Origin of the sequence: Mycobacterium sp. E796, assembly GCF_001672815.1 — a bacterium.
Taxonomy (GTDB): domain Bacteria; phylum Actinomycetota; class Actinomycetes; order Mycobacteriales; family Mycobacteriaceae; genus Mycobacterium.
The window spans coordinates 1-16744 of sequence record NZ_LZKK01000051.1; the positions used below are offsets into that span (position 1 = coordinate 1).

General features: G+C 67.5%; 19 protein-coding genes and 1 pseudogene. 12 read left to right on the top strand and 8 right to left on the bottom strand.

Going from position 1 to position 16744, the window contains the following annotated elements:
• Positions 1 to 177: pseudogene (locus A5706_RS32870) on the bottom strand (acyl-CoA dehydrogenase); the annotation flags it as partial.
• A 137-nt stretch (positions 178 to 314) separates the two neighbouring features.
• Between A5706_RS32870 and A5706_RS04685 the strand changes: the two are divergent.
• From A5706_RS04685 to A5706_RS04700, 4 genes are read left to right on the top strand one after another with little or no spacing between them, the layout of a single operon-like run.
• Positions 315 to 776: a nuclear transport factor 2 family protein gene (locus A5706_RS04685; RefSeq protein ID WP_068127614.1), complete on the top strand. Its 462-nt coding sequence runs from the start codon at positions 315 to 317 to the stop codon at positions 774 to 776.
• Between the two features lie 57 nt (positions 777 to 833).
• The gene (locus tag A5706_RS04690; protein WP_068127540.1) at positions 834 to 1931 is read left to right on the top strand and encodes a Re/Si-specific NAD(P)(+) transhydrogenase subunit alpha; all 1098 of its coding nucleotides are present in this window, start codon (positions 834 to 836) and stop codon (positions 1929 to 1931) included.
• Complete coding sequence (locus A5706_RS04695; RefSeq protein ID WP_068127541.1) at positions 1932 to 2258, top strand: NAD(P) transhydrogenase subunit alpha; 327 nt, start codon at positions 1932 to 1934, stop codon at positions 2256 to 2258.
• Positions 2255 to 3679 (top strand): NAD(P)(+) transhydrogenase (Re/Si-specific) subunit beta, encoded by a 1425-nt coding sequence (locus A5706_RS04700; protein WP_068127542.1) that lies wholly within the window; start codon positions 2255 to 2257, stop codon positions 3677 to 3679. Before A5706_RS04695 ends, A5706_RS04700 begins: the two co-directional genes overlap by 4 nt.
• Before the next feature lie 52 nt (positions 3680 to 3731).
• Here the strand turns inward: A5706_RS04700 and A5706_RS32875 are convergent, their stop codons facing one another.
• Positions 3732 to 3857, bottom strand: a complete 126-nt coding sequence (locus A5706_RS32875) for a hypothetical protein (protein ID WP_108637325.1) — start codon at positions 3855 to 3857, stop codon at positions 3732 to 3734.
• A gap of 171 nt (positions 3858 to 4028) precedes the next feature.
• On the opposite strand from A5706_RS32875, the gene A5706_RS04705 reads away from it, so the two are divergent.
• Positions 4029 to 4652 carry a TetR/AcrR family transcriptional regulator gene (locus A5706_RS04705; RefSeq protein ID WP_068127543.1) on the top strand — a complete coding sequence of 208 codons (624 nt, stop codon included), beginning with the start codon at positions 4029 to 4031 and terminating at the stop codon, positions 4650 to 4652.
• Positions 4653 to 4660: 8 nt separating this feature from the next.
• On the opposite strand, the gene A5706_RS04710 is transcribed toward A5706_RS04705, so the two are convergent.
• Both A5706_RS04710 and A5706_RS04715 read right to left on the bottom strand, forming a co-directional pair.
• Positions 4661 to 6118: a PE-PPE domain-containing protein gene (locus A5706_RS04710; protein ID WP_068127544.1), complete on the bottom strand. Its 1458-nt coding sequence runs from the start codon at positions 6116 to 6118 to the stop codon at positions 4661 to 4663.
• A 122-nt stretch (positions 6119 to 6240) separates the two neighbouring features.
• Positions 6241 to 7137 (bottom strand): alpha/beta hydrolase, encoded by an 897-nt coding sequence (locus A5706_RS04715; protein ID WP_068127616.1) that lies wholly within the window; start codon positions 7135 to 7137, stop codon positions 6241 to 6243.
• 94 nt (positions 7138 to 7231) lie between these two features.
• On the opposite strand from A5706_RS04715, the gene A5706_RS04720 reads away from it, so the two are divergent.
• The 4 genes from A5706_RS04720 to A5706_RS04735 are packed head-to-tail and all read left to right on the top strand — an operon-like array spanning position 7232 to position 10834.
• Positions 7232 to 8332, top strand: coding sequence for a diacylglycerol kinase (locus A5706_RS04720; RefSeq protein WP_068127545.1), 1101 nt, complete (start codon positions 7232 to 7234; stop codon positions 8330 to 8332).
• 18 nt (positions 8333 to 8350) lie between these two features.
• Complete coding sequence (locus A5706_RS04725; RefSeq protein WP_068127548.1) at positions 8351 to 9091, top strand: glucose 1-dehydrogenase; 741 nt, start codon at positions 8351 to 8353, stop codon at positions 9089 to 9091.
• 17 nt (positions 9092 to 9108) lie between these two features.
• Positions 9109 to 10449: an FAD-binding oxidoreductase gene (locus tag A5706_RS04730; protein WP_068127551.1), complete on the top strand. Its 1341-nt coding sequence runs from the start codon at positions 9109 to 9111 to the stop codon at positions 10447 to 10449.
• 34 nt (positions 10450 to 10483) lie between these two features.
• The gene (locus A5706_RS04735; protein WP_068127553.1) at positions 10484 to 10834 is read left to right on the top strand and encodes a hypothetical protein; all 351 of its coding nucleotides are present in this window, start codon (positions 10484 to 10486) and stop codon (positions 10832 to 10834) included.
• Positions 10835 to 10916: 82 nt separating this feature from the next.
• Here A5706_RS04735 and A5706_RS04740 read toward each other — a convergent pair whose 3' ends face one another.
• From A5706_RS04740 to A5706_RS04755, 4 genes are read right to left on the bottom strand one after another with little or no spacing between them, the layout of a single operon-like run.
• A complete protein-coding gene (locus A5706_RS04740; protein ID WP_068127556.1) occupies positions 10917 to 11456 on the bottom strand; it encodes a TetR/AcrR family transcriptional regulator in 540 nt (179 codons plus the stop codon).
• Between the two features lie 31 nt (positions 11457 to 11487).
• Positions 11488 to 12321 carry a thioesterase family protein gene (locus tag A5706_RS04745; protein WP_068127558.1) on the bottom strand — a complete coding sequence of 278 codons (834 nt, stop codon included), beginning with the start codon at positions 12319 to 12321 and terminating at the stop codon, positions 11488 to 11490.
• Positions 12322 to 12338: 17 nt separating this feature from the next.
• Positions 12339 to 13157, bottom strand: a complete 819-nt coding sequence (locus A5706_RS04750; RefSeq protein WP_068127561.1) for an SMP-30/gluconolactonase/LRE family protein — start codon at positions 13155 to 13157, stop codon at positions 12339 to 12341.
• Between the two features lie 33 nt (positions 13158 to 13190).
• Complete coding sequence (locus A5706_RS04755) at positions 13191 to 13682, bottom strand: SRPBCC family protein (RefSeq protein WP_068127562.1); 492 nt, start codon at positions 13680 to 13682, stop codon at positions 13191 to 13193.
• A gap of 95 nt (positions 13683 to 13777) precedes the next feature.
• Between A5706_RS04755 and A5706_RS04760 the strand changes: the two genes are divergently transcribed.
• From A5706_RS04760 to A5706_RS04770, 3 genes are read left to right on the top strand one after another with little or no spacing between them, the layout of a single operon-like run.
• On the top strand, positions 13778 to 14668 hold the full coding sequence (locus A5706_RS04760) for an acyl-CoA thioesterase II (protein ID WP_068127563.1): 891 nt from the start codon (positions 13778 to 13780) through the stop codon (positions 14666 to 14668).
• A 5-nt stretch (positions 14669 to 14673) separates the two neighbouring features.
• Positions 14674 to 15588, top strand: coding sequence for an LLM class F420-dependent oxidoreductase (locus A5706_RS04765; RefSeq protein ID WP_068127565.1), 915 nt, complete (start codon positions 14674 to 14676; stop codon positions 15586 to 15588).
• Complete coding sequence (locus tag A5706_RS04770) at positions 15589 to 16740, top strand: acyl-CoA dehydrogenase family protein (RefSeq protein WP_068127567.1); 1152 nt, start codon at positions 15589 to 15591, stop codon at positions 16738 to 16740.
• Positions 16741 to 16744 lie beyond the last annotated feature (4 nt).

Sequence of the window (16744 nt, forward strand, 5' to 3'; positions counted from 1 at the left end):
CTGCTGTTTGGCCTTGATCTTCAGTTCCTCGATGACCGGCGGAACCGTGTGGTCATTCGGGCCGGCCTCGTGACGGTATTTGTCGTATTCGGCCTCGGCCGGGAACACGTACTCGATCATGAAGTCGGACAATCGCTTGTGATAATCGCTGGCTTTGGCCGACATCGCGAAGTCCATGACCGTCACGATAGGACACGTGTCGCCGGGCGGCGCGAGCAGAGTTCCGGCGGCTCTGGTTGCGGGTCCCAGCGCGACACTTACGCCACGCATACGACACGCCGGGCATTGTCAATCGGCGGCGCACGATGGACGCCATGACCGAATCACGCCCCCCGTTCCCGCCGTTCACCCTCGAGACGGCACTGCAGAAGGTCCAGGCTGCCGAGGACGCCTGGAACACCCGCGACCCGGAGAAGGTGAGCCTGGCGTACACGCCCGACTCGCAGTGGCGAAACCGCGACGAGCACGTCGTCGGCCGGGCCGAGATCGTGGCGTTTTTGACCCGCAAGTGGCAGCGCGAACTCGACTACTCGCTGCGCAAGAGCCTGTGGGACTTCCACGACAACCGCATCGCCGTGCGGTTCCAGTACGAGTGCCACGACCACACCGGCCAGTGGTACCGCAGCTACGGCAACGAGCTGTGGGAGTTCACCCCCTCAGGGCTGATGGCCCGCCGCGAGGCCAGCATCAACGATGTGCCGATCCAGGAATCCGAGCGCCGGTACTTCGGGCCCCGCCCGGCGTCGGAGCACGGGCAAGATATTCCGCTTTGGTGACTGCGGTTAGGGTGTCTGCGGCAAGCCGAAGACATAAGGGAAGTAGATGTACGCGCCATGACAGATGCGCAGACGGTGCTCGTTCAGGTGGGGGTGGTCGCCGAGTCGGGGACCGACGAGCGGCGCGTCGCGCTGGTGCCGAAGGCGGTCGCGTCGCTGGTCAGTAGCGGTTTGGCGGTGGTGGTCGAGTCCGGTGCGGGCGAACGCGCGCTCCTGCCCGATGCGCTGTACACCGAGGCGGGGGCCACCATCGGGGACGCCTGGGCGGCCGACGTCGTCGTCAAGGTCGCACCGCCGACGGCCGAGGAGGTCGGCCGGCTGCACAGCGGCCAGACGCTGATCGGCTTCCTGGCGCCACGCAACGCGGACAACGCGATCGGCGCGCTCAAGCAGGCCGGGGTGCAGGCGTTCGCGCTGGAGGCGATCCCGCGCATCTCGCGCGCCCAGGCGATGGACGCCCTGTCGTCGCAGGCCAACGTGGCCGGCTACAAGGCCGTCCTGCTGGCGGCCTCGGAATCGACCCGGTTCTTCCCGATGCTGACCACCGCGGCGGGAACCGTGAAGCCGGCCACCGTGCTGGTGCTCGGCGTCGGGGTGGCCGGCCTGCAGGCGCTGGCGACGGCCAAGCGGCTTGGCGCGCGGACGACCGGCTACGACGTGCGTCCGGAGGTGGCCGACCAGGTGCGTTCGGTGGGGGCGCAGTGGCTCGACGTCGGGATCGATGCGGCCGGCGAGGGCGGCTACGCCCGCGAGCTGACCGACGAGGAGCGCGCCCAGCAGCAGAAGGCGCTGGAAGATGCGATCGCCGGATTTGACGTCGTGATCACCACCGCGCTGGTGCCGGGCCGCCCGGCGCCGCGGTTGGTGACGGCGGCCGCGGTCGAGGCGATGAAACCCGGCAGCGTGATTGTCGACCTCGCCGGTGAGACCGGCGGCAACTGCGAGCTGACCGAGCCGGGCCGCACCGTGGTCAAGCACGACGTCACCATCGCCTCGCCGCTGAACCTGCCCGCGACCATGCCGGAGCACGCGAGCGAGCTGTACAGCAAGAACATCACGGCGCTGCTGGACCTGCTGATCAAGGACGGGAAGTTGGCGCCGGACTTCGACGACGAGGTGATCGCGAACTCGTGTGTCACTCGGGAGGTTTCCTAGATGTACGACGAGCTGTTGGCCAACCTGGCGATCCTGGTGCTCTCCGGATTCGTCGGGTTCGCAGTGATCTCCAAGGTGCCCAACACGCTGCACACGCCGCTGATGTCGGGCACCAACGCCATCCACGGCATCGTGGTGCTCGGTGCGCTGGTGGTGTTCGGGGAGGTGGAGCACCCGTCGCTCGCGGTGCAGATCATCCTGTTCGTCGCGGTGGTGTTCGGGACGCTCAACGTCATCGGCGGCTTCATCGTCACCGACCGGATGCTGGGCATGTTCAAGGGCAAGAAGAAGCCTTTGCCCGCCAAAGTTGACGAGGTCGCCAAATGAACTACCTGGTGACCGTCCTCTACATCATCTCATTCTCGCTGTTCATCTACGGGCTGATGGGCCTGACCGGGCCCAAGACCGCGGTGCGCGGCAACCTGATCGCCGCGGCGGGCATGGCGCTGGCCGTGACGGCGACGCTCATCAAGATCCGGCACACCGACCAATGGGTGCTGATCATCCTCGGGCTGGTTGTCGGCGTCGCGCTCGGCGTCCCGCCGGCCCGCTACACCAAGATGACCGCCATGCCGCAGCTGGTGGCGTTCTTCAACGGCGTGGGCGGCGGCACCGTCGCGCTCATCGCGCTCGCGGAATTCATTGAGACCAAAGGCTTTTCGGCCTTCCAGCACGGCGAGTCTCCGACCGTGCACATCGTGGTCGCATCGCTGTTCGCCGCGATCATCGGGTCGATCTCGTTCTGGGGCTCGATTATCGCGTTCGGCAAGCTGCAGGAGATCATCTCCGGATCGCCGATCGGTTTCGGGAAGGCCCAGCAGCCGATCAACCTGCTGCTGCTGGCCGCCGCGGTGGCCGCCGCGGTGGTCATCGGCCTGGGCGCGCATCCCGGCACGGGTGGAGTGTCGTTGTGGTGGATGATCGGCCTGCTGGCCGCGGCCGGGGTGCTGGGCCTGATGGTCGTGCTGCCCATCGGCGGCGCCGACATGCCGGTGGTCATCTCTCTGCTCAACGCGATGACGGGGCTGTCTGCCGCCGCGGCCGGTTTGGCGCTGAACAACACCGCGATGATCGTCGCGGGCATGATCGTCGGCGCGTCCGGCTCGATCCTGACCAACCTGATGGCCAAGGCCATGAACCGCTCCATTCCCGCGATCGTTGCGGGCGGTTTCGGCGGCGGCGGGGTGGCGCCCAGTGGCGACGGCGGCGGCGACAAGCACGTCAAGGCGACGTCGGCCGCCGATGCGGCGATCCAGATGGCCTACGCCAACCAGGTGATCGTGGTGCCCGGCTACGGCCTGGCCGTGGCGCAGGCCCAGCACGCCGTCAAGGACATGGCCTCGCTGCTGGAGGACAAGGGCGTCGCGGTGAAGTACGCGATCCACCCGGTCGCCGGCCGCATGCCCGGGCACATGAACGTGCTGCTGGCCGAGGCCGAGGTGGACTACGACGCCATGAAAGACATGGACGACATCAACGACGAGTTCGCGCGCACCGACGTCGCGATCGTCATCGGCGCCAACGACGTCACCAACCCGGCGGCCCGCAACGAACAGTCCAGCCCCATCTACGGCATGCCAATCCTCAACGTGGACAAGGCGAAGTCGGTGATCGTGTTGAAGCGGTCGATGAACTCCGGATTCGCCGGCATCGACAACCCGCTGTTCTACGCCGACGGCACCACGATGTTGTTCGGGGACGCAAAGAAGTCGGTGACCGAGGTCGCCGAGGAGCTAAAGGCGCTGTAGCGGTGATCGCGAGCGCGGCGAAGCCGGGCGCCGCGGGTCACCGCCAGACACGCTAGACGGGCGGGTAGGCCGGCGGCGGGTAGCCGTTGCCGTCGACGACGCCGCGCAGGCCCCACGGCACATACTTGAAGAAGAACTCGATCTCGTCGCTCATGTCATAGTCCGGACTCGGATCCATGTCCCCACCTCTCGACTCGCGACCAGTTCGACACACCATCGTAGTCGCGGAGCCGCCGGGGCGACAGGCGGCGGTGCCCTTAAACTGTCCAACCAGTTGATTGATACTTTGCCGTATCCGGGCCTCAGCGTGGCCCGTCGGCAGTGAACGATAGAGAGTACCCAGAGAAAGATGCCATCCGAGAACGGGCTGACCCGCCGCGAGGAGTTGCTGGCGGTTGCCACCAAGCTGTTCGCCGCGCGCGGCTATCACGGCACCCGGATGGACGACGTCGCCGACGTGATCGGGCTGAACAAGGCGACCGTCTACCACTACTACGCCAGCAAGTCGCTGATCCTCTTCGACATCTACCGCCAGGCCGCCGAGGGCACGCTGGCCGCCGTGCACGACGACCCGTCGTGGACGGCCCGCGAGGCGCTCTACCAGTACACCGTGCGCCTGCTGACCGGCATCGCGGCCAACCCCGAGCGGGCCGCCGTGTACTTCCAGGAGCAGCCGTACATCACCGAGTGGTTCACCTCCGAGCAGGTTGCCGAGGTCCGCGAGAAGGAGGCCCAGGTCTACGAGCACGTGCACGGGCTCATCGACCGCGGGATCGCCAGCGGCGAGTTCTACGAATGCGACTCGCACGTGGTGGCGCTGGGCTACATCGGGATGACGCTGGGCAGCTACCGCTGGCTGCGCCCGAGCGGGCGGCGCACCGCCAAGGAAATCGCCGCCGAGTTCAGCACGGCGCTCCTGCGCGGCCTGATCCGCGACGAGTCGATCCGGCAGCATTCCCCGCTCGGCCCGTAGCCGGCGCGTCAGCCGAAGTTGGGCGGCGGGATCAGATGCAGCACGTTGCCGGTCGCCCCGCTCAGCAGGGACAGCAGCGTGGTGCTGGACTGGCCGAACGAGACGTTCAGGCCCGGGTTGATGGACGGAACCCACGGGTAGGTGTTCGGGAAATACGACGGCGACAGCAGTCCGGCCTCCACCCCGATCTCGACCGCGGCCCCGTAGGGACCCTGCACCGCGCCCAAGGCGAGATCGGGGATGACCGTGAACGGGTTCGGTAGGTCGAACAGTCCGGCCGGGGTCGGAACGTTCGCGTAGTTGGCGCCCTGTCCGTAGTCGCCGTAGCCCAGGTCGACGAGCACCCGCAGATCCGGCTGGAAGATGTCTGCGATCGGGGGGCCCGCATAGGGGATGGCGCGGATCGGCTCCAGCAGCGGCAGGTTCTGGGTCATCAGCATGTAGTACTTCGTGCTGCCGGTGTAGTCGGGTGACGTGGGCAACGGCACGGCGGTGCCGACCTGGGTGGCCGTCAGGGCGGGGTAGGAGCTGTGGACAAAGAAGTAGCCCATGAACGCGTTGAGGTCGGAGACGAGGTTGAGCGGGTACTGGGGCAGGTCGGCGATGCCGTCGTATTGGTAGGTGTAAATCGAGGTCGGGTACGGCGAATTCGGCGGGGTCGCGCCGTTGAACGCCACGTCCAGGAATGGGATGTAGAAGCCGGGGAAGCGCTCGAGGATGCCGCCGACGGGGTTGTTGGGATTGCCGATCAGCACGAAGTTCAAGTGGCCCTGATAGGGCGAGCCGGCCGCCATGAGTGCGTTTATCTCGTTGGTGGCGATCGTCGCGCTTTGCGAATAGCCGAAAACCACGGCGCTGCTGTTCGGCTGGTTGAAGAGCGTCGAATTGATCGCGTTGTTCAGCAACGTGACGCCCTTGGCGACCGACTGCCCGAACGTCATGTTTCCGAGGCTCGGCGTCACCGGCCAGAACTGCTCGGGCGTGAAGACGGACAGCGGCGGTGATGAGACCAAGGGGTAGAGAGGCTTTATGTACGCGTTGAACACGCTTGCCACATATTTGGGGTCCGGTTGCGGGTTGTTGGTGCCGCCCATGATCAACGCGAACTGTTGGTCGCCGGGGGCGGCCAACTGCACCACTGACTGCGGGATGCCGGTAGCCGAAACTCCGGAGACGACCGCCGCGTTGGTCGCCTCGGCTTGCGCGTAGGCGGCCGCCGCCGCCGCCATCGCCTGGGTGAATTGGCTGTGAAAACCCGCGGCCTGCGCGAGGAGCGCCTGGTATTCCGCGCCGTACGCACCGAATAGGTTCGCGATCGCCGCCGATACCTCGTCCTGCGCCGCCGCCAGCAAACCGGTTGTCCGTGCGGCGGCATTCGTCCCGGCCGCGTTGATCGCCGAACCGATGTTCTGCACATCGGCGGCCGTGGAAGCCAAGGTCTCAGGGACAGTAATTAAATCCGACATCTCCCCGTCCTTTCCCCACGGACGCCATCCCGGCCCAAGGGGAGTTATCCGCGACCGTGGGTATTAGGTATTGACCGAGGGTAGATCTGTCCCGCCAGTAAGTTTGGCGTTTTGCGCAAGTTCTAGGCGTTCGCTCGTTTGAGGTGCCTGTCGAGAAAGGCGAGCTGATCCGTGACGACGCGCTCGAACGCGTCGCCGACATAGATCTCGAAATGCCCCTCGGGATACATCCGGACTTCCCCGCGCGGGGCCTTCGCCGCATAGCGCAGGGTCGGCACCGGGGGAGCCACCGAGTCGGCCTCGCAGACGCAGAACAGGATGGGGCACGCGACCTTCGCGGCCAGCCGACCGGGTCGGTAGGCGGCGACCTGCAACGCAAACCGGGCGGCGACTTCGTTGGGCACGGTCTGGCCCTCGGGCACCAGCCTCATATAGCCGGGGTAGACGTCGGGCGCGTTCATCAGGGCGACTTCGCCCGGCCTGCCGGCCGCGGGAACCATCACCGGCGACCTGCCGAGCCCGGCCGCGACGAGGTCCCGCGCGGCCAGGACGCCGACGCGGCCGAAAATCACCGGGCTCAGCGTGCGCGCGGATGCGATGCCATCAGTAAACGGGCACTGGGCCACTGCGGCCTTGATGCCCGGCACCCTGGCCGCCGTCGCGATCACGTGTCCGCCGCCAAAAGAGGTGCCCCACACGCCGATTCGATCGTGATCGACGCCATCAAGAGTGTGGGCGTGGGCGACCGCGGCCGCCCAGTCCGCGAGCTGCATCCCGATGTCGAGCAGTTGTCGCGGCCGACCCTCGCTGTCGCCGAAGTTGCGGTAGTCGAACACCAGGCAGGCGTAGCCGGCGGCGCTGAATCGTTCGGCATAGGCGTCCAGCCGCATGGTCCGCACCGCACCCAGACCGTGCGCCATCACCAGCAGCGGCGCGGCGCCACCGCCCTCCGGCCGGTAGAGCCACGCGCTGATCCGGTCGGCACCGGACCGGAATTGGACGTCCTCGCGTTGCGCCATGAGCGTTTCCATTGTGCCCCGGCGCCGTAGGCGTCGCAGAAGTTGTGGACTACTGTCTAGAAACGTTTCGAGCGTTCGAGGGACGGAGACTCTCATGGCCATCCGCGTCGCACACGTCGGTACCGGAAACGTCGGAGGGTTGGCCCTGGCCGAGCTGATCACCAATCCCGCGTTCGAGCTGACGGGCGTGTGCGTGTCCACGCCGGAGAAGGTGGGCAAGGACGCCGGGCAACTGTGCGGCGTCGGGCTGGACGCCGACACCGTGACGGGCGTCGCCGCCGTTTCGGACATCGACGCGATCCTGGCCGCCAAGCCCGAGTGCGTCGTCTACTGCGCCATGGGGGACACCCGGCTACCCGACGCGATGGCGGACGTCATGCGCATCCTGGCCGCCGGCATCAACGTCGTCGGATCGTCGCCGGGATTGCTGCAGTACCCCTGGGGCGTCATGCCTGACAAATACATCGCCCGGGTGGAAGATGCTGCCCAGCAAGGGAATTCGAGCATCTTCATCAGCGGCGTGGATCCGGGATTCGCCAACGACCTGATCCCGTTCGCGCTCGCCGGAACCTGTCAGCGCATCGAACAGGTGCGCTGCATGGAGATTCACGATTATGCGTCATACAACGGCGTCGAAGTGATGAGCTACATGGGCTTCGCCCAGCCCCTCGATTACATCCCGATGCTGCTGCAGCCGGGTGTTCTGAGCATCGCGTGGGGGACCGCGATCCGACAGTTGGCGGCCGGCCTCGGCATCGAGATCGACGAGATCAGCGAGTCCTACCAACGTGAGCCGGCACCCGAGGACTTCGACATCGCTGTGGGGCACGTTGCCAAGGGCACACTGGCGGTGCTGCAGTTCGAGATCCGCGGCATGGTCAAGGGCCACCCCGCGATCGTCATCGAGCACGTCACCCGGCTGCGGCCCGACCTGCGCCCGGACCTGCCCCAGCCCGCCTCCGGCGACGGCTCGTATCGCGTCGAGATCACCGGCGAACCTTCCTACGCCGTGGACATCATTCCTAGCAGCCGCAAGGGCGACCACAATCACGCCGCGATCGCGGGGGCCGCCGGCCGCATCGTCAACGCGATTCCCGCGGTGATCGCCGCGCCACCGGGGATCCGGACGACGCTGGATCTGCCGCTGGTGACTGGTAAGGGCCTTTATGCGCCAAAAGACTTGGTAGTTCAGTAAATTCGAAAGGACTGTTTAATGGGACGGGTTGACGGCAAGGTAGCGCTGATCAGTGGCGCCGCCGGCGGCATGGGCGCCGAAGATGCGCGGCTGCTGGTCGAGGAAGGCGCCAAGGTGGTTATCGGCGACATCCTGGACGACCAGGGCAAGGCGCTGGCGGACGAGCTCGGCGACTCCGCGCGCTACGTCCACCTCGACGTCACCCAGCCCGACCAGTGGGACGCCGCGGTGGCGACCGCCGTCGGTGAATTCGGCAAGCTGAACGTGCTGGTCAACAATGCAGGCACGGTCGCGCTGGGGCCGTTGAAGGACTTCAAGCTGGACAAGTGGCAGAAGGTGATCGACGTCAACCTGACCGGCACCTTCCTGGGCATGCGGGCGGCGGTCGAGCCCATGACCGCGGCCGGGGGTGGCTCCATCATCAACGTCTCGTCGATCGAGGGGCTGCGTGGCGCGCCGATGGTGCACCCGTACGTCGCGTCCAAGTGGGGTGTGCGCGGGCTCGCCAAGTCGGCGGCGTTGGAGTTGGCGCCGTTGAACATCCGGGTGAATTCGATCCACCCCGGTTTCATCCGCACCCCGATGACCGCGCACCTGCCCGAAGACATGGTCACCATCCCGCTCGGCCGTCCGGGTGAAGTCCGCGAGGTGGCAACGTTCGTGCTGTTCCTGGCCAGCGACGAGTCGTCTTACTCGACGGGGAGCGAATTCGTGATGGACGGTGGGCTGATAACCGACGTGAACCACAAAGAGTTCTAGGTGCTATAACCGCGAGCATGCTGCGCAGTTTGGCCGGTGTGGTTGGTTCGTCTCACGTCGTCACCGACCCCGACGTGCTGGCCGGCCGCAGCGTCGATCACACCGGGCGCTACCGCGGGCGCGCCCACGCGCTGGTGCGGCCGGGTACGGCCGAGGAGGTCGCCGAGGCGCTGCGGGTGTGCCGCGACGCGGGGGCGCGCGTGACAGTGCAGGGCGGACGGACCTCGCTGGTGGCCGGAACCGTCCCCGAGCACGACGACGTGTTGCTGTCGACCGAACGGCTGCGCGCGCTCGGCGACGTGGACACCGTCGAGCGCCGCCTCTCAGCCGGCGCCGGAGCCACCCTGGCCGTCGTCCAAAACGCCGCTGCCGCAGCGGGTTTGGTGTTCGGGGTAGACCTGGCCGCCCGCGACACCGCCACCGTCGGCGGCATGGCATCGACGAACGCCGGCGGCCTGCGCACCGTCCGCTACGGCAACATGGGCGAGCAGGTCCTTGGCCTGCAGGTGGCGCTGCCCGACGGTTCGCTGCTGCGCCGCCACAGCGAGGTGCGCAGCGACAACACGGGCTACGACCTGCCGGCGCTGTTCGTCGGCGCCGAGGGCACCCTCGGCGTGATCACCGCGCTGGACCTGCGGTTGCATCCCACGCCGTCGCATCGGGTGACGGCGGTCTGCGGGTTCTCCGAACTGGAGGCGCTGATCGACGCCGGCCGCACCTTTCGCGACGTGGACGGGATCGCGGCTTTGGAGCTGATCGACGGCCGGGCCGCCGCGCTGACCGCCGAACACCTCGGGGTAGGCGCGCCCGTGCAGGGTGACTGGCTGCTGCTGGTGGAGCTGGCCGCCGACCACGACCAGACGGATCGGCTCGCCGACCTGCTCGAGGGCGTGCGCCTGGCCGGTGAGCCGGCCGTCGGTGTGGACGTCGCTGCGCAGCAACGGTTGTGGCGGGTACGGGAATCGCTCGCCGAGGTGCTGGGCGTGTATGGGCCGCCGCTTAAGTTTGACGTGTCCTTGCCGCTGTCGGCCGTTGGTGAATTCGCCAGGGAGGCGGTCGATTTGGTCGGGGTGCACGCACCCGACGCGCTGCCCGTGCTGTTCGGCCACATCGGAGAGGGCAACCTGCACCTCAACGTGTTGCGTTGCCCGCTGGAACGCGAGCAGGCGCTGTACGCGCCGATGATGGATCTCATCGCGCGGTGCGGCGGCAACGTCAGCTCCGAGCACGGAGTCGGCAGTCGGAAGCGCCCGTACCTGGGTATGTCGCGGGAGCCCGCCGACATCGCCGCGATGCGGGCCGTGAAGGCCGCCCTCGACCCGACCGGTTACCTCAACGCGGCCGTGCTGTTCGACTGATCCCTATCACGTCGTCTGACATACGCTGGCATCCATGGCATCCGGAATCTTCGACACGCCCATCGCCGGAATCATCAACAACGTATTTGATGGCTTGATCGACGCCCCCGTTGTGGGGCCACTGGTGCGGCGCGGGTTGATCAAGATTCGCTATGTCGGCAGGCGTTCGGGTAAGACGATCCAGACCCCGGTCGGGTACCGCCGCTCCAGCGACGGCATCGTCATCAATGTCATGTCGCCCGATAGCAAGACATGGTGGCGAAACTTCCTCGGTGAGGGTGGCCCGATCACACTGCTCAACTTCGACGGCGCCGACCGCACCGGACACGCGCTCGCCAGCCGCGACGAGAAGGGCCGCGTCAAGGTTGCGGTGCGGCTCGACTGATCCTGTTGGCCGCGAGGGTGCGCAAAATGACAGCCGTCACGGCGTGTCGCCGTACAGACACGCTCCCTCGCGCGGAATTTGATCAGGTCGTTCCCTTGATTCCGACGGCGTGGCGCAGTTGCTCGAGGAACTGATCGGCGTCGTCGCTTCGCACGATGTAGTGCGAGATCGCGATCCGGATGACGGTCGCGGCGCGCACCGCGGCGTTGGGTCCGGAGAGGTGCCGCTGCAGGCCGTCACGCATCTGCGGGATGACGCGGCCGAACTGGGCGATGGTGTGCTCGGGTTCGACGTCGACCATCCGCACGCCGGAGTACGAATGCTGGAACTCGACGATGAAGCGCAGTACGGCGTCGAGCTTGTCGGCGCCCTTCAGCCCCGCGGTGGCCCTCACCAGGCCGCTTTCGAAGCTCTGCCGCTCGTATTGCGAAAACGCCGACAGCAATTCCTCTTTGGAGGCGAACCAGCGGTACAACGTGGGACGCGAGACTCCCGCCTGGGCGGCCACCTCGGACAGGCTGAGCTTGGTCTTGCCGTTGCGGCCGAGAACCTCGGCGGTGGCGTCGAGGATGCGCTGGCGTGTGGAGGTGTCGATGTCCGCGGCTGGGGCCGGGTGGCTCATAGCAGAAACTTTACGAAGTATCGCGAGCGTGTCACTGTTTTTTCGCTTCCCGGCCAGGGCGCCCTCGCACCAGCACGCATTGTTGAATGGCGCCGACCGCGCCCCCCTCGTCAAAAAGTGTGCCGACGGTGGTCCCGATGCCGTCCGGCCCGTAGCTTGTCTCCGCGCGAATGCCGATCCAATCGCCGTCCGGGACCCGGAATACGTGCACCGCGAGGTCGGTGTTGAGGAACGTCCACTTGCTGATGTCCAGCTTGCTGCCGATGCCGTTGGCGCAGTCGGCCACCGCGAACAGTCGCTCCAGCGGGGTCATGGCCTCGCCCTTGACGAGGTCGACGGTCGGCTTGATCCAGGATTCGCCCGGACCCTCGCTCAGCGGCTCGGTCAGCCACAGCCAGTCCAGGCTGTGCACGTAGTTGCGATCCCAGTCCCGCGCCGTGAGGTTGCGGTCGCGGGCCTCGGCCCGCGGCCGGGGCAGCGGAGTCGCGGCGTGAGCCAACGCCCGGGTGTCCAAGTGCTGCAACCGCCACCCGCTGGCGCGCGCCACCGGCCGCGGTTCGCCGTCGGGCCCCGGCGCCAGCATCTCGGCGGTGACGAGCTCGATTTGCTTCCCGCCCCGCTGCACTCGCGAGCTGACCCACAGGTCGCCCTCGGCCGGCACCCCGCCCAGCAGGTCGATGACGACCCGACCGAGGCGGGTGTCGTCGCGCTGATCGCAGCGTTCCAGCGCCCGGACCAACAGCGCCGACACCGGGCCGCCGTGCTGAATGGCGGCCGACCAGGTGCCGCGCGCCAGATCGGTCGCCGCGAACTTTTCGCCCCGCGCGTCGGCGTCATCGATCAGCTCGTAATAGGAGTCGGTCATCGTCTGCCTTCCGGATGTCAGGGTAGGCCCGCGCCGGGGGTGTCGACCGTCACCACGTCCAGCTGGGAGAGCCGGGTGCCGATCAATCGCTGGGGATACGCGTCGGTGCTCGACAGCAGAAACAGCGTGCGACGCGCGGGGCCGCCCAACGCGCACGCGATCGCCACCCGTTCGCCCATGTCGATGCGGTCGGTCACGGTGCCGCCCTCGGTGATCCGCTCGAACTGGTGCGCCAGCGTCATGGACGCCCACACTCCCCCCTCGGCGTCCAGCGCTATGCCGTCGGGCGGTCCGTCCAGGCCGTCGGCGAAAACCCGGCGGCCGCTCAGCCCGCCGTCGTCGCCGATGCTGAACGCGGTCAGCCGCCGGCCCGTCGACTCGGCGACGATCAGCGTCTTTCGGTCCGGCGTGATCACCATGCCGTTGGGAAAGTCGAGGTCTTCGGCAGCAATAGTCGGCGTGTCGTCGGCGTCGAGGCGGATGATCGCGCCGCCGGAGAAAGCCTGGCAGCCGATGTAGGCGCGCCCGGCGTCGTCGACGACCATGTCGCCCAGGTTGACGGGCGTCAGGGCGGCGAGGTCGGCGACGGCCTCGACGGTTTCGCCGTCGTAGCGCAGCACCTGCCGGTCCTCGGTCGAGGCGATCAGCAGGGACCCGTCGGGACGAAATCCGAGGCCCGACGGGGAGCGCCCGGGCAGCACCACCGTGGTCACCGAGCCCCGCATGTCCACGGTGTGCACGGCTTCACCGAGCATGTCGGAGAACCACAGCAGTCCTTCGAACCAGCGCGGACCCTCGCCGAAGCAGAACCCCTTGGCCAACGGCTCCGGGATCATCGGCTCAGGCCTTTACAAAACACCGGAAAAGTGTCACGCACTGCCTGCGTCGGTGTCAATCTCGCCCAGCTCGCGCGCGACGGCCGCGTGGTAGGCGTCGATGCGCGCCGGGTTGGCCTGCTGGAAGAGCGCGTCGGGCAGCGGCGCGTGCTTGAACGCCTCGATCGTCATGGTCCGGGAGAACAGCGTCACGTCCTGACCGGGCCTGGTGAACCGGTACGTGACCGTGATCCGGCCCTCCATCCCGCCCTCGCCCCGGCGGTCGTGGCCGAGGCGACCCACCGAGTTGAACACGAACAGCGTGGGCCGGTCGGCGATGGCCAGCTGCCAGCTGAAGATGCGCTCGCCGTCGGGGCCGGCCTCCTCCCAGGTGTCGCCGACCTTCAGCGGCAGCCCCGGCAATTTGCCGATGTGCGCGCTGCCGGGATAGGTCTTCGTCCAGTTGGCCGGGTTGGTGACGAAGTCGTACACCGCCTCGGCGGAATGGGTGAAGGCGGTCTCCGAAGTGCTCGTCACGATGCCCAATTGCGTTGCCTCCCGCGTCTGTTAGCCAAGCTTTACAAATCCTACTCAAAGTGTCACGCTGAGCCCTGAGCTGCGAGCGCGGAGGTGGAGCGGATTTGACCAAGGCTTCTGAGGAATCCGAGCAGACCGAGTGGACCGTGCAAGGTCTGCTGGACCTGTTTGACGTGCGCCCCGACGGGCCGGATCGCTTCACCGGAGACACCGGGATCGCCGTCGGCGACGAACGGCAGGTCGTCGAGGGCACCCAGGTACTCGCCCAGGCGATTGTCGCGGTGGCCAAACGATTCCCGGACAAGTCGGTGCGTTCGGCGCATGCGGTGTTCTCCCGCGCCGTGACGGTCGGCCCGCCGGTCGAACTCGTCCTCGACGTGGTGGCCGAAGGCCGGTCGACCGCGACCGCCGTGGTCGCCGTCCATCAGAACGGACGGCGCTGCCTGAGCATCACCGTGCTGGCCGACGTCCCGACCGGCGACGTCATCCGTCACCACCTGCCGCGTCCCGACGTGGCGGCCCCCGCCGAGGCCAACCACTCGCCGATGCCGATGATCGGGCGCGAGCTGCGCCTCGTCGACGTCGTCGACGTCAACAGCCCCGACGAGGTCGGGCCGCCCGAGCTGTACGCGTGGCTGCACTACGACCCGATTCCGACCCGCGACGATCTGGCCAAGGCGCTCATCGCCTACTTCACCGGGCACCTGGGCATCTCCACGACCATGCGGGCGCACCCGGGCATCGGCACCAGCCAGGCGCACCTGACGGTGTCGACCGCACCGATGAGCATCTCGGTCGCGTTCCACGAGCCCGTGCGCTGGGCGGGGTGGCTCCTCTACACCCACGAGAGCACCCAGGTCGGCGCCGGAATGTCGTACGTGCGCGGCACGGTGCACAGCGAGGAGGGTGAGCTGCTGGCCTCCTTCGCCCAGGAGGCGCTGATCCGTCCGCTGCGCACCAGCGACACGGCGATCGATTCGCGCGCTCGGTTCTGACCGCCATGCGCTTCACCATCACCCACCCGATGCACAGCCATCCGTACAACCCGGAGCTGGTCAGCGGTGACGGCATCGGAAAGGTGGCCGCGGCCACCGAGGCGGCGGGCATCCATGGCTTCGGCTTCACCGACCACCCCGCGCCGTCGCAGCGCTGGCTCGAGGCCGGCGGGCACGATGCGTTAGATCCTTTTGTCGCTTTGGGTTTCGCGGCGGCGAGGACGACGACGCTGCGCCTGATTCCCAACATCGTGGTGCTGCCGTATCGAAACCCGTTCGTGGTGGCCAAGTCCGGCGCCTCGCTGGACCTGCTCTCGGGTGGCCGCTTCACGCTCGCGGTCGGTGTGGGCTACCTGAAGCGCGAATTCGCGGCGCTGGGCGTCAGCTATGACGAGCGCGCCGAGCTGTTCGAGGAAGCGCTGCAGGTGATCCGGGCCATCTGGATGCAAGACGATATCTCGTTCGAGGGCAGGCATTTCAGCGCCAAGGGCATCACCGCGCACCCCAGGCCGGTGAGCCCTCCGCCGATCTGGATAGGCGGCAACACCACGACCGCCCGCCAGCGCGTCGCCCAGTATGGCGACGGCTGGTGTCCGTTTCCCGCCCCGCCGCAGCTGGCCCAGACCGCGGGCACCGCGGTGATCGACTCCGTCGAGAGTCTCACCGAGGGCATCGACGATCTGCGGCGCCGCTGTGACGCGGTGGGGAGGGACTGGTCGTCGATCGACATCACGTTCACCAACTTCGAGGGCGGCAGCCCCGCGACCGACGACTTCAACGCCGACGCATACCTCGGCGGCCTGGAAAAGCTTGCGGCCGTGGGAGTCACGTGGGTCGGCGTCCACCTGCCCGGCGACAGCATGGCGCATGCGCTCGAGACCCTCGATCGGTTCCGCACGCTCGTGATCGACGCGATGTAGATGGACTTCTCAGCCGTCGAGCTCAGCGCCGAGGACCAGGAATTCCTTGAGGAGACCCGGGCCCTCATCGCGAAGCACGTCACCGACGAAGTGCTGCGCCGCCAGCGCGAGTTCGGCGAAAACTTCGACGAGCAGGTCCATCTGGCGCTGGGCGAAGCCGGCTACCTGGCCTCGGATTGGCGGCCGGAGTCCGAGGGCGGATTCAGCCCCGTCCGCCGGCGCATCTTTCACCTCGAGATTGCCCGGGCGCATACGCCTTGGTACCACTGGGGCACCACGTCCGTCGTCGCGCGGCTGGTGCAGCAGTTCGGCGCTCCCGAGCTGGTCGACAAGGTCCTGCCCGGCGTGCTGTCCGGCGAGATCCGGCTGTGCCTGGGATACACCGAACCCGAGGGCGGCTCCGACGTCGCCACCTGCAAGACCCGCGCGGTGCGGGACGGGTCTGCGTGGATCATCAACGGCTCCAAGATGTTCACCTCCAACGCGCAGAACGCGCGGTACGTCTTCCTGCTCACCAACACCGATCCGCAGGGCCCGAAACACAAGAACCTGACTATGTTCCTGGTGCCGCTGGATTCACCCGGCATCGAAATTCAACCCATCCGCACCCTGGACGGCGACCGCACCAACATCGTCTTCTACAGCGACGTGCGCGTCGACGACCTCTACCGCATCGGCGACGTCAACGCCGGCTGGACGGTGATGCGGGCGGCGCTGGACTCCGAACACGGCATGGTCGACCCGGAAGAGCATGGCCTGCAATACGTTGCGGCGATGTCGGCGCACGGCGACATCATGGCCGAGGTGGTCGACACGGTCGCGGCGCTCGTCGCGAACGTGGACGACCAGTCCGTGAAATACCGGCTCGGGCGGGCCGTCGCGCGGATGGAGGCGGCGCTGTCCACGCCGGGGATGTTCGGGCGCGTCGCGATCGCGCAGACGATGCGCGACATCTCCCCGGATTTGATGGACATCCTGGGGCCCGCCTCCGCGCTGCCCGCCGAGACGCAGGGCTCCGCGAGTGACGGTGCGGCGGAACACCTTTACCGGCTGGCGCTGCCGCTCGGCATCTACGGCGGCACCCTCGAGGTGTTCCGCAACATGATCGCCCAGCACGCGCTGAAGCTGGGGCGTCCTAGCTACGGCGGGTGACGGG

Bases quoted from the DNA above. Each gene is read 5' to 3' on its own strand.
- A5706_RS04685 (WP_068127614.1), top strand. From the start codon at position 315: ATGACCGAATCACGCCCCCCGTTCCCGCCGTTCACCCTCGAGACGGCA.
- A5706_RS04690 (WP_068127540.1), top strand. From the start codon at position 834: ATGACAGATGCGCAGACGGTGCTCGTTCAGGTGGGGGTGGTCGCCGAG.
- A5706_RS04695 (WP_068127541.1), top strand. From the start codon at position 1,932: ATGTACGACGAGCTGTTGGCCAACCTGGCGATCCTGGTGCTCTCCGGA.
- A5706_RS04700 (WP_068127542.1), top strand. From the start codon at position 2,255: ATGAACTACCTGGTGACCGTCCTCTACATCATCTCATTCTCGCTGTTC.
- A5706_RS32875 (WP_108637325.1), bottom strand. From the start codon at position 3,857: ATGGATCCGAGTCCGGACTATGACATGAGCGACGAGATCGAGTTCTTC.
- A5706_RS04705 (WP_068127543.1), top strand. From the start codon at position 4,029: ATGCCATCCGAGAACGGGCTGACCCGCCGCGAGGAGTTGCTGGCGGTT.
- A5706_RS04710 (WP_068127544.1), bottom strand. From the start codon at position 6,118: ATGTCGGATTTAATTACTGTCCCTGAGACCTTGGCTTCCACGGCCGCC.
- A5706_RS04715 (WP_068127616.1), bottom strand. From the start codon at position 7,137: ATGGCGCAACGCGAGGACGTCCAATTCCGGTCCGGTGCCGACCGGATC.
- A5706_RS04720 (WP_068127545.1), top strand. From the start codon at position 7,232: ATGGCCATCCGCGTCGCACACGTCGGTACCGGAAACGTCGGAGGGTTG.
- A5706_RS04725 (WP_068127548.1), top strand. From the start codon at position 8,351: ATGGGACGGGTTGACGGCAAGGTAGCGCTGATCAGTGGCGCCGCCGGC.
- A5706_RS04730 (WP_068127551.1), top strand. From the start codon at position 9,109: ATGCTGCGCAGTTTGGCCGGTGTGGTTGGTTCGTCTCACGTCGTCACC.
- A5706_RS04735 (WP_068127553.1), top strand. From the start codon at position 10,484: ATGGCATCCGGAATCTTCGACACGCCCATCGCCGGAATCATCAACAAC.
- A5706_RS04740 (WP_068127556.1), bottom strand. From the start codon at position 11,456: ATGAGCCACCCGGCCCCAGCCGCGGACATCGACACCTCCACACGCCAG.
- A5706_RS04745 (WP_068127558.1), bottom strand. From the start codon at position 12,321: ATGACCGACTCCTATTACGAGCTGATCGATGACGCCGACGCGCGGGGC.
- A5706_RS04750 (WP_068127561.1), bottom strand. From the start codon at position 13,157: ATGATCCCGGAGCCGTTGGCCAAGGGGTTCTGCTTCGGCGAGGGTCCG.
- A5706_RS04765 (WP_068127565.1), top strand. From the start codon at position 14,674: ATGCGCTTCACCATCACCCACCCGATGCACAGCCATCCGTACAACCCG.
- A5706_RS04770 (WP_068127567.1), top strand. From the start codon at position 15,589: ATGGACTTCTCAGCCGTCGAGCTCAGCGCCGAGGACCAGGAATTCCTT.